This window comes from Runella sp. (assembly GCF_027484545.1).
In the GTDB taxonomy this organism is placed as follows: domain Bacteria; phylum Bacteroidota; class Bacteroidia; order Cytophagales; family Spirosomataceae; genus Runella.
In genome coordinates, this window is record NZ_JAIXST010000034.1 from 15873 (window position 1) to 29769 (window position 13897).

General features: G+C 42.5%; 13 protein-coding genes. 7 read left to right on the plus strand and 6 right to left on the minus strand.

Annotation, left to right across the window (positions count from 1 at the left end; translation table 11 throughout):
* Positions 1–16 precede the first annotated feature (16 nt).
* Complete coding sequence (locus tag Q0081_RS02975; protein WP_298349092.1) at positions 17–1507, minus strand: M48 family metalloprotease; 1491 nt, start codon at positions 1505–1507, stop codon at positions 17–19.
* A 185-nt stretch (positions 1508–1692) separates the two neighbouring features.
* Between Q0081_RS02975 and Q0081_RS02980 the strand changes: the two genes are divergently transcribed.
* From Q0081_RS02980 to Q0081_RS02990, 3 genes are read left to right on the plus strand one after another with little or no spacing between them, the layout of a single operon-like run.
* Entirely contained in the window at positions 1693–2547 is an 855-nt protein-coding gene (locus Q0081_RS02980; RefSeq protein ID WP_298349095.1) for a glycoside hydrolase family 16 protein, read from the plus strand.
* 59 nt (positions 2548–2606) lie between these two features.
* Complete coding sequence (locus tag Q0081_RS02985) at positions 2607–3020, plus strand: Uma2 family endonuclease (protein ID WP_298349098.1); 414 nt, start codon at positions 2607–2609, stop codon at positions 3018–3020.
* An 8-nt stretch (positions 3021–3028) separates the two neighbouring features.
* Complete coding sequence (locus tag Q0081_RS02990; protein ID WP_298349101.1) at positions 3029–3946, plus strand: hypothetical protein; 918 nt, start codon at positions 3029–3031, stop codon at positions 3944–3946.
* 207 nt (positions 3947–4153) lie between these two features.
* On the opposite strand, the gene Q0081_RS02995 is transcribed toward Q0081_RS02990, so the two are convergent.
* From Q0081_RS02995 to Q0081_RS03005, 3 genes are all read right to left on the minus strand, one after another.
* The gene (locus Q0081_RS02995; protein WP_298349104.1) at positions 4154–5830 is read right to left on the minus strand and encodes a D-alanine--D-alanine ligase; all 1677 of its coding nucleotides are present in this window, start codon (positions 5828–5830) and stop codon (positions 4154–4156) included.
* A gap of 72 nt (positions 5831–5902) precedes the next feature.
* Entirely contained in the window at positions 5903–6802 is a 900-nt protein-coding gene (bla, locus tag Q0081_RS03000; protein WP_298349107.1) for a class A beta-lactamase, subclass A2, read from the minus strand.
* Positions 6803–6880: 78 nt separating this feature from the next.
* Complete coding sequence (locus tag Q0081_RS03005) at positions 6881–7501, minus strand: DUF4230 domain-containing protein (protein ID WP_298349111.1); 621 nt, start codon at positions 7499–7501, stop codon at positions 6881–6883.
* A gap of 217 nt (positions 7502–7718) precedes the next feature.
* Between Q0081_RS03005 and Q0081_RS03010 the strand changes: the two genes are divergently transcribed.
* From Q0081_RS03010 to trxA, 4 genes are all read left to right on the plus strand, one after another.
* On the plus strand, positions 7719–9404 hold the full coding sequence (locus Q0081_RS03010; protein WP_298349114.1) for a CTP synthase: 1686 nt from the start codon (positions 7719–7721) through the stop codon (positions 9402–9404).
* Between the two features lie 157 nt (positions 9405–9561).
* Positions 9562–10461 (plus strand): tRNA (adenosine(37)-N6)-dimethylallyltransferase MiaA, encoded by a 900-nt coding sequence (gene miaA, locus Q0081_RS03015; RefSeq protein ID WP_310586473.1) that lies wholly within the window; start codon positions 9562–9564, stop codon positions 10459–10461.
* A complete protein-coding gene (locus tag Q0081_RS03020) occupies positions 10455–11744 on the plus strand; it encodes a serine hydrolase (RefSeq protein ID WP_298349117.1) in 1290 nt (429 codons plus the stop codon). Before miaA ends, Q0081_RS03020 begins: the two co-directional genes overlap by 7 nt.
* 133 nt (positions 11745–11877) lie before the next feature.
* The gene (gene trxA / locus Q0081_RS03025) at positions 11878–12213 is read left to right on the plus strand and encodes a thioredoxin (RefSeq protein ID WP_298349121.1); all 336 of its coding nucleotides are present in this window, start codon (positions 11878–11880) and stop codon (positions 12211–12213) included.
* A gap of 82 nt (positions 12214–12295) precedes the next feature.
* Here the strand turns inward: trxA and Q0081_RS03030 are convergent, their stop codons facing one another.
* Positions 12296–12859, minus strand: a complete 564-nt coding sequence (locus Q0081_RS03030) for a 50S ribosomal protein L25/general stress protein Ctc (RefSeq protein WP_298349124.1) — start codon at positions 12857–12859, stop codon at positions 12296–12298.
* 89 nt (positions 12860–12948) lie between these two features.
* Positions 12949–13893 (minus strand): ribose-phosphate pyrophosphokinase, encoded by a 945-nt coding sequence (locus Q0081_RS03035; protein ID WP_298349215.1) that lies wholly within the window; start codon positions 13891–13893, stop codon positions 12949–12951.
* Between the last annotated feature and the right edge of the window lie 4 nt (positions 13894–13897).

Consider the following 13897-nt stretch of genomic DNA (forward strand, 5'->3'; position numbering starts at 1 on the left):
CCAATAATCCCTAAATTTATTTACTAATCACCTTAATTAAAGTGCCTTGAGTCACGGGATCAGTAGGTTGCATTTGATTTAAAATGCCCAATTCGTCGATTCGGCTGTCGGGCATTCCGAGATTCTTCATCGTATCTTTGAAAGAAGCCGTGCGGGTGACGGTTTTGATACGAATACGGTCAGGCTTGCGGTTAAGTTTGTCGGGGTCATTCAAAGATTTGAAACCTTCGGCTACGCCGCGAAACGTTCCAAAAGAATCGTTGAAAGCAGGGGTATACGCCATGCCGTGAATGGCCAGAATTATTCCGTTGTATTGGAGCAACCAAGTGCCTACCTGCACTACTGTTTTGGGGTCTTGTGCCGGGGTTTGCGTAGTAGTGGCCTGTGTACCTTGCTGTTGTTCTGGTTGTATTTGAGATACCATTGCTAAAGCAGGGATGCCGTTGATGGTCGTGTTTTTGTTTTCCAAGACCTTAAAATTGTAGTTCTTCACCACACTTTGGGCGGCCTCTTCCAGCGTTTTTCCTTCGGCTACTGTAAGCATCATCATTGATTTCCCATCTTTGGCAGCCATTTGAAATTGAATGGGAGAGTTTTCATACTGCCAATCGCGGGGAATGGGAAATTGAAATTTGAGTTCGGGATGGTAAAAATTCCAGTTTTCGACAAAACCCTGTTTGGGGTCATCTCCATAAATGATGCCATCAATCATGCGCAGATAGCTGTCTCTTTCTACCAAGTAGTTGCCCGGATTGGCTTTCTGATATTCCTGCGCCATTTGGTTTACATTGGTTTGGCGATTGCCCGGATCGGGGTGCGTTGACATGAATGTAGGAATGGATTGGCCGCTTTTTTCAGACAACCGCTTTAATGTGCCGAAAAACTGTGCCATTTCACGGGCATCGTACCCAATTTTGCCAGAATACCCTACGCCGATTTTATCCGATTCTGACTCGTGGGCTCGACTGTAACTCAATAAAACCATTTGTAATCCTTGCATGGCTTGGTCGCCCATTTGACGAACCTTGTCAGAAAGTACCATCCCTGCCATCAGGCCGACAGTACCAAGTACTTGAGTGGTTTGCTGACGGGCAGAATGGCGAGCCGTAATGTGCCCGATTTCGTGACCCAGAACACCCGTAAATTCGGCGGAGTTGTTGAAATGAGCCATTATGCCTCGTGTAAAATAAACGTAGCCACCGGGAATGGCAAAGGCATTGACCACGGGTGAATCCACGATATAAAACTGATAAGGCAAATCGGGACGGTGAGAGATGGCGGCCATGGCCTTGCCCTTTTCGTTGATAAAATTCTGTAATTTCGTGTCATCATACAGACCCATTGTAGCTACGACGGAAGGATGAGACTGCGCCCCTAAAGCAATTTCCTGTTCTTGGGACATAAAAATAAGCTCTTTTTTACCGGTCACCGGATTTCTTGAGCAACTTTGCAGCGTCAATGAAGTGACAGCGAGACAATACAACCAAATAGAGGAGGTTTTTTTCATAGATAGGCTTCGATTATGGACTGATTTGGTAAAACCGCAGGATGATTTCCTGACACAAATTTTAGAAAAAGTAACCACTTTGCACTGGATATAAATACTAATTGTGAATGGTGAATGGTGATTTAGTGAATAATTAATTGATTATAAGTGTATTACACAAATATTTGTAAAAACTGAATTGATATATGAAAGTTAACGGAAATCTATTCATTATAACAATAGCCATTTTTATATGGGGCCGGTCAAGTCAGCAAATTTACGCGCAAAAAAAGTCAAAGTATTTAGGTTGGGGATTGGTTTGGGCCGATGAATTTAATACTCCGGGTACTCCCAACCCTGCCAATTGGAAGTTTGAAAAAGGCTTTGTAAGAAACCACGAACATCAGTGGTATCAGCCCGAAAATGCCTATTGCAAGAAAGGGAAACTTATCATCGAAGGTCGCCGTGAAAATCGCCCTAATCCTAATTATGATGCCAATAGTCAAGATTGGAAAAAGAGCCGCCCAACCATCGAATATACCTCTTCCAGCCTCAAAACAGCAGGTTTGCACAGTTGGAAGTACGGGCGTTTTGAAATGCGGGCCCGAATTGATACGCGTGCCGGCGTGTGGCCAGCGTGGTGGATGTTAGGAGTAGAAGGCGAGTGGCCTCGCAACGGTGAAATAGATATTATGGAATTTTATCGGGGAATGCTGTTGGCCAACTTTGCCTGGGGAAGCGAAACGCGTTTCAAAGCCGTGTGGCGCGATCTTAAAAAGCCCATTGAAACGTTTGAAGACCGTCGTTGGAGCAAGAAATTTCACGTTTGGCGCATGGATTGGGACGAGAAAGCCATCCGACTTTACGTAGACGGAGAATTGCTCAATTTTGTGGATCTTTCCGATACAATCAATCGCGACGGAACGGGCAAAAACCCCTTTATACAACCTCATTATATGTTGCTTAATCTCGCTATTGGCGGTGATAACGGCGGCGACCCTTCACTCACAAAATTTCCTTCCAAGTATGAAATTGACTATGTACGGGTGTATCAGCGATGAGGGTTGGAATAAAATGCTAAAAAGCTTATTTTTGGTAGAAAATTTTAAATGAATGAGCTATGAACGACAACATAATTTATATGGGAGTAAACGCGCCGCGTATCCACCAAGCCATTATTGCAAAATTGATAACAGGTTTAACTAATTTGTATTTACAAGATAAAACTTCCTTATTCGCCTATCCTGAGACGATGATTGATGAAGGCCAAACCAGCCCTACGCCTGATATAATGCTGGTAAATTCTGAAACGGAACTTACCGAGGCTATCATTGAAATAACACATACCCAAGGTGTGAAGAAAGATACCCAAAAGCTGAAAGAATTGATGCAAACGTACGACGTAAAAGAAGGGTTTGTCTATGATTATAAGCTTAATCTTTGGCACCGATATATACTTGAAAACCTTGATTACGCCGAAAACTCGTCTTATTGTCAAGCTGTTGATTGTGAATTGAGTAAGTTTTTGTTTTAAGGGATGTTATGAGTAATAAATTAGATAGTCGAAGCCTTTGGAGCGCGTTTAGTAATGAAGGCCACTTTTTACTCATTTTTACAGGATTAATCTTAATTTTTTCGGGTCTATTTATAATCACTCAGGTTGCTACAGGCCATTTTTTACCACATGACAGTTATTATTTAGGTTTAAATGCGCAGGAATTATCAAGATTCTACAAAGGTCGTATAACCTATTTTATGTTTCATGACAGAGTTGCTTTTGGAGGTTCAATCATATCTGTAGGAATACTGTATATGTGGTTGGCAGAATTTCCTCTAAGGAACAAAGAAGCGTGGGCGTGGTGGGTTTTTCTTTTCTCTGGTTGCATTGGTTTTGGTAGTTTTTTAACCTACTTAGGTTTTGGTTACTTTGATACTTGGCACGGAATAGGAACGGCTTTATTAATTCCCTTTTATGTAACTGGTTTGGTAAAATCATACCAAAACCTAAGGGGAAAAAGTTACAAAGATTTATTTGTCACTACTAATAAAACTGCTTTAACAACCCGTGCATGCATTGGAAAGATTCTTTTACAATTGGTAAGCACGGGATTGTTTTTGGGCGGGATAGTAATTATGACAGTGGGGATGACAACCGTTTTTGTACCGCAAGATTTAGAATTTATGGAAATTCCGGTTTGTGGATTGCTTGACCAAATAAGCCCTCAATTGATTCCATTAATTGCCCATGATAGGGCTTGCTTTGGAGGAGGCTTGGCTACGATAGGGTTAATGTTGTTCTTTATTATCAGGAGAAGTCATTTTACCAGAAATCTATGGGAAGTATTATTTTTGAGTCTTTTTATTGGTTTCAGTTGTGCTATCGGAATCCATTTTATCATTGAATATACCGATTTGATTCATTTGGCACCTGCCTATTTGGGATTTTACTGCCGGCTATAGGTTTAATACTAACTTTTGGTAAATGGGCTACATCAAATACAACAGAAAGATTGTTATAGCCAAATGCAAATAGCTATTATGCCCTTAGAGGTGTTTTCACCGCCAAATACCCTGATGTTTTCTTGCCAAAATTAACCAAAAAATGCAGCCAGTTTATCAAAACTGACTGCATCATATTTTTAATTCGCCTTCATTGAAGAAGATATTCTAACCCACAAAGCGCCGTGTTACATTCTTGGCTTTTTCTTTCGTTTCTACGATGAGCGGATGTGTGGGTTGGGAAACCATTTCCAGCACATCTTCAATGGTATCTTTGAAAAGCAAACTGATAGGCAGTGGGTATTTTTCTTCTTCGTTTATTGTCAGTACGGCAATGGGTTTCACTTTACCGGAAGCGGAAAGTTGCGCGAATGTTTTACGAGCGTTTAAATAAGCTTCCTGAGTCGCTTCAAATTCAACCGTTTGCTCGACCAGTTCACCTAATTGTTTTTCAATGCTTTGGTCCAAATCAGCCAAAAGTACTCGTAAATGCACCGTGTCTTTTCCCGTACGAATCCGCTCACGCAGGGATTGCCGAATCAAATACGTGATGGCGTGAGTGACGTCCAATCCAATCTCGGCCATTTGTTTAAAAATCAGTGACGTAGGCGACATTCCCGGCAAGGTGTTGGGATCGTGCAAAAGAACGCATCCGTCGGGAGTCAAAAAACCGTCAATTCGTGCTACGGCGTTCATGCCCAATTTCTCAAATACCAGAGCAATGTTATACTGAATCTTTTGGTTGTTGTCGAGTGTCGTTCTGACGGGGATAAATTTACGCGTAACGTTCAGTTTGTATTTTGTCTTGAAGTCAAATGTTTGTTCTTCTTCCAGTTTAGCGATTTCGGTAGGAGGGAGAGCAATCACCGTTCCGTCATCGTCCTGAATCACTCCGCACGAAAATTCCTGACCTCTCACAAATTCTTCCAGCAAAACTTGGTCTTCGGCGTTGATAGACAGCAAAGCCCCCTTACCCCCAATGGGGGGATAATTATCCAATTTTTCCAATAAGTCAATGGGATGATAAATGATTTCGCCCGTTTCCTGAATAGCTACGGGATAACCGATACTCTCGTCCAAATTGGCAATCCGTTGTGCGAACGTATGTTTTTCAACATCTGACCAACTTTTCCAATCGTCTGCTTTTACTTCCAGCGAGAAAAAGCACTGGTTCATGGCTTTGACAAACGCATCCAAGCTGTCTTCTTTCACAATTGCCACTCCAATGGAAGAACCCTGATGCGGCGCTTTTACCACAATCGGAAGTCCTAATTCGGCTTTCGCCGTTTCAAAAACTTGGTGAACATCGGCTCCGTTCCACTGTTCCCAACGAACTACCTGCATTTTTTTCTGTTGACCATTGGCGCGGGCAATCTGCTCATTTTGCAGAATTTTGTCAATGCTCACAGCTGAGCCCAACAGACCGGGACCCATGTAAGGCATTTTATGCCATTCCAATAAGCCTTGAATCGCGCCGTCTTCGCAATTGGGTCCGTGGAGGATGATAAAAGCAAAATCAAAATACTTTTTGAAATCCTGCGGTTGAATAGGGGTACCGATACCGTGCATCAACTCATCTAACTCCGCCTGCGAAAGTTGCTGTTGCAGAGATTCTATATACACGTCAAAGCTGCCTTCCCGAAAGGCCGGTCCTGGGTAAAAATCTCGGATGCCCGCGTGATAGAGTTTAGATTCATCGGTGAGAATAAAATTGCCGAGGCTGTCTACAAATATTAACACGGGCGTAAACAACGCCTTATCTATGTTTTCGTAGGCTGTTTTACCGCCTGCATAAGAAATTTCGCGCTCACGCGCAGGGCCGCCAAAAAAGATTCCGATACGCACGATGTGAATGAGTCAAGGGTGAATGAGTGATTTGTGAATGTTACAAAGGTACTCTGTTGAAGTTTTTATCAATTATTTTGTAGAAAAATAATCCCAAACAGCTTTAGAAACTTCCGCAATGACTCGGTCGCTGTCTTTATCTGCCATTTTAGTATTAGCGAAGAAAACGGCAATGGCATAGTGCTTGCCGTTAGGAAGGGTTACAATTCCAATGTCATTGGTAGCAGCGGTAAGTCCTTTCTCGTCGGTTCCCGAAAGACCTGATTTGTGGGCTACTACGGTGCCTTTAGGCAACAATCCTTTGAGTTTCTGACTGCCGGTAGTCGCTTCTGCCAAGGTTTTCCACATAAAATCATGACCGGATGCGGAAAGAATCTTCTTTTGGTAAAACTTTTCCAACAACTTCACGGTCGACCACGGCGTACTCCAATTAGTGAATTGAGCTTTCGGGTCTTGGTGCATTTCCTGCTCTGTGGTAGAAATAGCCACGTCTTTGATACCCAAGTTTTTGATATACGTATCCACCGTTTTAGGACTGCCTACCAAATTGAAAAGAATGTCGCAACCATTGTTATCACTTTGAGCTACGGTAAATTGAAGCAATTCACTTAGCGGAACTTCTACCTCTCCATTGGGATATTTTTCACGCAATGGACTCCACGTATTCGGCAATAAATCCTTTTTTCTGACCAAGATTTTTTGGTCCAATTTGAATTTTTCTTTGTCTACTTGATCTAACACCGCCAAACCTAAGTGAAATTTATACACACTTTGCATGGCAAAATGGCCTTTCCCGTTCATGGTTAATGTGTCTTCCCCGGCTAAATCCAGAACCGCAATCCCCAATTTCCCATCGACAGAGGAAGCGATTTGTTGAATTTTTTGTCGGAGTTTTTCAATTTGTCCAAACGAATTGGTGACGCATAAAGTCAGGAAAATAAATAGTGTGGTTTTTAAAATGGGCTTTTGCATGAAGGTGGATGGGTTATCGTTTGATAAAATTGATTTTAAACAGTTTATTCATTTTTATCATATGGTTAAATTATATACTCATCTCGGTCTGGGCAGTGTCGCTTTCATTCGATACCGAAGCGCAATTTTTTTGCCTGATACTTTTTCCAAAACGGGTTTAAGAATTTGCTCGGCGTTCCGTTTGGTTTGGTCCAGAATACCCATTTCCAGCGCTGATTTTTGAATTTGTTTTTCAGCTTGCTGATAGGCTTCCTGTACCAATTGAGCCTCTTCCATAAATGCATATTCAGTATTGTACACCTTCGACTTGGAATGGTCAATTTTATAGCTGCATAGTTCAGGTTCAGGCAAATGCACTACGACGGTGTCTGATTCCGTGGTAATGTCAGAAACGGTGATTTTGGTTAAATCAATGCAACCAACCGCTTCGCCCTGAACAATTAAAACTGCCTTTGGATTAGGCATCCATTGGACAATTTGTTCGTGTTCAACAATGTCTTTAAAATTGTAGCGAACAAGTTCCAGTTTTCCCAATGCCTGTATTTCTTCCAATACCATGGCGTGGGTAGTTTGGACTTCCTTATCACCACTGAAAGAAAACCATCTCCCTGTTCTGTACGTCTCCCAAATAGAGATGATACCAAAAATCAAAACCACAAAAATCAATAATCGGAGAAGTAAACGCAGGCCGGAGGTCATACAGTGGAAGATTTGAAGGGTAAAAATACAAAAGTTGAGGGAATGTGTATTCAAAACCTGCTATCTGCGATTTTATATAGATTTTCAAGCGGGTTATTGCTGTTGTGTATCAGTGATTTACCTGAAAATAAGGTAGGGGTCTGAAAATTATATAGTAACACAGACCGAATTTTCTGTACCTTTGTATCCCGTAACCAGTCCACCAAACTACAAAGTCATGGCTGCTCACGGGCAAAAAACCGCAAAATATATCTTCGTTACTGGCGGCGTAACGTCTTCATTGGGAAAGGGCATTATTGGCTCTTCACTCGCAAAACTCCTTCAATCACGCGGATTGTCGGTCACTATCCAAAAGTTTGATCCATATATCAACGTTGATCCAGGAACACTTAATCCCTACGAACACGGAGAATGCTATGTTACCGACGACGGAGCAGAAACAGATCTTGATTTAGGGCACTACGAACGTTTTTTGAATGAACGCACCTCGCAGGCCAACAACGTCACTACCGGGCGCATCTACTACGATGTCATCATGCGGGAACGTCGTGGCGATTTTCTGGGTAAAACGGTACAAGTCGTACCCCATATCACGGATGAAATCAAAAAAAGGATGCTTTTGCTCGGTGAAACGGGCGAGTACGACGTAGTTATTACCGAAATCGGCGGATGTGTGGGTGATATTGAGTCGTTGCCGTTTTTGGAAGCTGTGCGTCAATTAAAGTTCGAATTAAGCGAAAACGACGCGTTGGTTATTCATCTTACTCTTATTCCGTATCTCAGTTCCGCAGGCGAATTGAAAACCAAACCCACGCAGCACTCCGTCAGGATGTTGCAGGAATCCGGTATTCAGCCTGATATTCTGGTATGTCGTACCGAGTACCCATTGCCAGCCGAAATGCGCAAAAAAATTGCTCTTTTTTGCAATGTGAAACCTCCGTCGGTAATTGAGGCCATGGATGCCTCCACGATTTATGACGTGCCGTTGTTGATGAAAAAAGAACGTCTCGACCAACGCGTGCTGTATATGCTAGATATCTACGATGACAAAGACGTGGATTTGGACGCATGGCAGGAGTTTGTAGATCGCCTTAAAAACCCAAAAAGCACGATTCGCATTGGGTTGGTAGGAAAATACGTAGAGCTTCACGATGCGTACAAATCCATTACCGAGTCGTTTATTCATGCCGGAGCGGTCAATGAGTGTAAAGTGGAGATTGAATGGATTCATTCCGAGCACCTTACGCCCGACAATGCGGCTGAGAAAATGTCGACCTTGGATGGTGTACTTGTTGCGCCCGGCTTTGGCGAGCGCGGCATTGAAGGTAAAATCGCGGCTGTACAATACGTTCGTGAAAACAACATTCCTTTCTTCGGAATTTGCCTTGGAATGCAAATGGCCGTCATTGAATATGCTCGCAATGTACTGGGTTGGTCAGATGCTCACTCTACTGAAATGGACAGCGAAACCGACCACGCTGTGATTGGTATGATGGAAGAGCAGAAAAATATTACTAACAAAGGTGGTACCATGCGCTTGGGAGCGTATGCCTGTAAGTTGCAGCCACATACGTTGGCTCACAAAATTTACGGCAAAAGCAATATCAGCGAGCGCCACCGCCATCGGTACGAATTCAATAACCAATACCGCAAAGATTTTGAAAAATCAGGTATGGTATTGTCGGGAATTAATCCAGAAAACGATTTGGTAGAGGTGATTGAGTTGCCGAAGCACCCGTATTTTATCGGTGTTCAGTACCATCCGGAACTTAAAAGTACCGTTATGGCACCGCATCCGTTATTTGTTCATTTTGTAAAAGCCGCTCTGACCAATGCTCATCAAAAGCAGGAAGTAAAGCAACTGATGGAAACTGAAGTGCTTGAAACAGAACAGAGTATTTAATATCAGGAGGTAGGAAATAGGAGATAAGATGTAAAAATTGATTTGTTATCATTGTTTTTCCTTACCTCTTATTTCCTGCCTCTTACTTCGATAGGCATTCCATCCAATACTATAATTTGTCTTACAACTGCAAACTGTAACCCCCAAACTAATTGTTATTCTTGGCCCTACAGCCTGTGGGAAAACTCATTTGGCTACTCATTTGGCCTATAAGATGAATGGCGAAATCATCAGCGCTGATTCGCGGCAGGTGTATCGGGGAATGAGCATTGGAACTGGCAAGGATTTAGGTGAATATGTCGTTAATAATCAACCGATTCCGTATCATTTGATAGACAATGTAGAGGCAGGAGATTCCTACAATGTTCATCGTTTTCAACAAGATTTTCAACGGGCGTATTCGAATATTCAGGAGCGAAGCCGAACTCCGATTTTGTGCGGTGGTACGGGGCTTTACATCGAAGCCGTTTTGAAAGAACATCAGTATACGGCCATTCCCGTTGATGAAAATTTGAGAGAAACCTTGTCTCACTGCTCGAATGAAGAGTTATTGCAAAAGCTCCATTCCACTCCTTCTGCTTATACTCCGTTAGCTGATACCTCTACCCGAAAACGCCTCATTCGTGCCATTGAAATTACCCTATTTTTACAAAGTTATCCGTTGTCCGTTATCCGTTATCCGTCCATTAATTATCAAATTTTCGGTCTTGATTTGCCCGTAGAAGAACGACGTGCCCGAATCACACGACGGTTGCATGAGCGTTTACAAAATGGCATGATTGAAGAAGTGCAGGGATTGCTGGCTCAAGGAATTTCTGCCGAAAAGTTGATTTACTATGGTTTAGAATATAAATTTATCACAGAATACCTCGTAGGTACGTTAGAGTATGGTACGATGGTCGAACGCCTCACTATCGCCATCCACCAATTTGCCAAACGTCAGATGACGTTTTTTCGCAAAATGGAACGTGATGGAATGAACATTCATTGGCTGGATGCGTTATTACCTATGGAAAAACTCATTGAAATCATTCTAAACCTGGATATGTCATGCTAAAAGACCTTTTGTTTGGTTTGCAGTATCGGTTTCCTAACTTCTCAAAGAAGCTTTTTCAAAACGGTTTATTACTGCCTGTCCTTCTTTTATGGTTTTGCCACAGTTGTAACCTGAAAGATGAAACGGAACCTACAAAACCAACCTTACCCGCTTTGATGGCGCAAAAACTGGAAGATTCATTGCGTGGTAAAGACGTAGGCTACGCTTTTACAATCTATGAGGGAACAGAGCTAATAGCACAAGGGAGCGGGGGCTTTCAGTCGCGGAAAGTAGACGCTGAAGGGCAAAAAAATTTTACAACTGACACTAAAATGCACATTGCCAGCATGACCAAAACGCTGACGGCTATGGCATTTTTAAAAGTAGCACAGCAAAAAGGACTAAATACAACCGACCGAATTGCCAAGTTTCTGCCGCCTGCCTGGCCGCGCGGTGCGGGAATTGACCAAGTCACGTTCGGGGATTTGCTGACCAACCGAAGTGGGATTGTAGGACTGGGAAACAACTGCCAGAATGGTTCTTTTACCGAAAATATCTATTCAGGATTGCGTCAACTTATTGCAAAAGGAGTAACAACAAGAGGTAATTATTGTTATCAAAATACCAACTTCGGTTTATTCAGGGTCTTGATTCCAAGCATTTTAGGGTATCAGTTTACGGGGAACGAAACGACCGATGCCGCTGAGACAGAAAAACGCTACTTAGCTTTTTTGCAACAAGAGATTTTTGAGAAAGCAGGCGTATCCAACGCTACAATTACTTCCCCCGCCGGTAATACAACGTATACCTATAATTATCCTTTGAGTGCTTCCCAAATAGGTTGGAATCCGGGCAATTTTAGCCAAACATTGGGTGGTTACGGAATGTATTTAACAACGGTAGAAGCAGGAAAAATTTATGCTGCAGCACTTTCATCGGCTGTTAATTCGGTTTTACCTAATGCATTATCGGATTCGTTATTGGTTAAGAATTTAGGGTGTTACAAAGCAACTTCCGGAATAGGGACCTATTACTATCACGATGGATGGTGGTATTCGGGTTTAGTTTCTACCGGGCAGGGATTGCGTACTATTTGGATGAAATTTCCTAATAATATTACCTGTGTATTGTTTGTCAATGCCCTGCAATGGAAAAACAGCTCGCTGATTTTCCCATTCAATTCAGGCAACATTGTGGGCTTTATGTATAATGCGTATGCACAAGCCCTTCAGGCACGTGGAATGCGCGTGGGTATTGAGACCGAAGTGCCACCACTTCAAATAGAGCATCCCGAACCGCATTAATAATCGACAATGAAAAATAATAAGATAATTTAGAATGAGCTTAAATTGGGAACTTTTGCCATAGGCAGGGTGGTTTATAGTGTAAATATAAAAATTCACTAATCGTACCGGCGACCCGGTCAATATTAAAGAAATGGGAAAGGCCCTTGAAATTACGGACGCAAATTTTGGCGACTTAGTCGCAAATTCTGATAAACCTGTATTGGTTGACTTTTGGGCAGAGTGGTGCGGTCCTTGCCGTATGGTAGGTCCCGTTGTAGAAAGAATAGCAGAGGCGTATGAAGGCCAGGCTGTAGTTGGTAAAGTAGACGTAGATACAAATCCTGAAACAGCAATGAAATTTGGTATCCGCAGCATTCCTACTTTGTTATTCTTCAAAAATGGTCAATTGGTTGACCGTGTAGTTGGAGCGGCTTCTCAGGTAGTTTTGGAAGATAAGCTGAAAGCTCAAATGGAGGTAACTGCTTAATACGATTTTAAACCTGATTGCAATAAAAAAGTCCCGAGATACCTCGGGACTTTTTGTCTATTAGCTCTTTTAAAGAAAAAGACTATTTCAATGTACCGCGCAATGCCCGTGGGATTTCGACCCCGCCGATTGGCAATGAAGGATTGTTCAATATTTTGAAGCCTTCTACTTTTAAGTCTCCTACTTTTACAGATTTACCTAAATCTAAATTAGTTACAGGTACATCCACGTAATCAGGGATGTCTTTAGCAAAACCCTGTACTTTGATTTTACGAAGTTTCTGTACCAATTTACCCCCTTTGGTAACGCCTACGGCAGTTCCTATAAAACGGACAGGTACTTCTACTTTGATTTCTTTTGCTTCGTCAATCAAAAGAAAATCTGCGTGTAAAATAATGTCACTAACCGGGTGATACTGAACGTCCTGCAAAATTCCGTAATGAATATCACCTTCAATGTTCAACGTCACTTTATAGACGTCCGGTGTAAATAAAATATCACGGAACAGGTACATGGGTGCGGAAAAGTGTACTTGTTCTGCACCTCCGTACAATACACATGGAACCATAGCTGCTTCGCGCAACGCACGAGCATCCTGCTTGCCGAGATTCGCTCTTTTAAACCCTACAATCTCTGTACTTTTCATAATTTTTTTGTCCCCAACCCCAAAGGGAATTTTTTGTGAATCATACCTTGGGATTAAAAAGGTATGTGTTTGATAACGTAAACGTGTGTTTACGCCGGATTTATAAATAATGAACTAATAGATTCGTGGTCGCGGATACGTCCGATAGCCTTGGCAAATAGCTCTGACACCGACAGTACCTTGATTTTTTCATTTTCTTTATGCAAGGGAATGGTATCCGTTACAATCAATTCTTCCAATACAGATCCGCGAATGCGTGAGTGGGCATCGCCCGACATCACAGGGTGCGTACAAATGGCCCGTACTGATTTTGCTCCTTTACTCATTACCAATTCTGCTGCTTTGCAGATAGTACCTCCTGTGTCAATCAAGTCGTCAATAAACACAACATTGGCATCTTTCACATCTCCAATGACCTGCATAGAGGCTACTTCGTTGGCACGCTTGCGGTATTTATCGCAAAGAATGATATCGGCGTTGAAAAACTTGGCAAAGTTACGGGCGCGGGCTGCACCGCCTACGTCCGGAGAAGCCACCACCAAGTTATCTAATCCCAAGCTTTTGATGTAAGGAACAAACACACTTGTCCCTTCCAGATGTACCACGGGAATATCAAAAAAGCCTTGAATGGCACCTGAGTGCAAATCAAGGGTCATGATTTGCTCGGCCCCTGCGGCAGTGAGCAAATTAGCCACCAATTTGGCGGCAATGGGTACACGTGGTTTATCCTTACGATCTTGACGAGCGTATCCAAAATAAGGAATAACTGCCGTGATTTCGTGAGCAGAAGCACGCTTTGCTGCATCAATCATCAGCAACAATTCCATGAAATTGTCGGAAGAGGCAAAAGTAGACTGCACCAAATAGACATCACATCCCCGCAATGATTCCTCGAAACTTGGCGATAATTCGCCATCGCTGAATTTGCGAAGATTGTAACCGCCCAAGTCTCTGCCATAATGGCGAGCCATTTTTTCGGCCAAGTATTTGGAACCGGAACCGGAGAATATTTTAATCGGATTGAAAGAAGCCATTCCT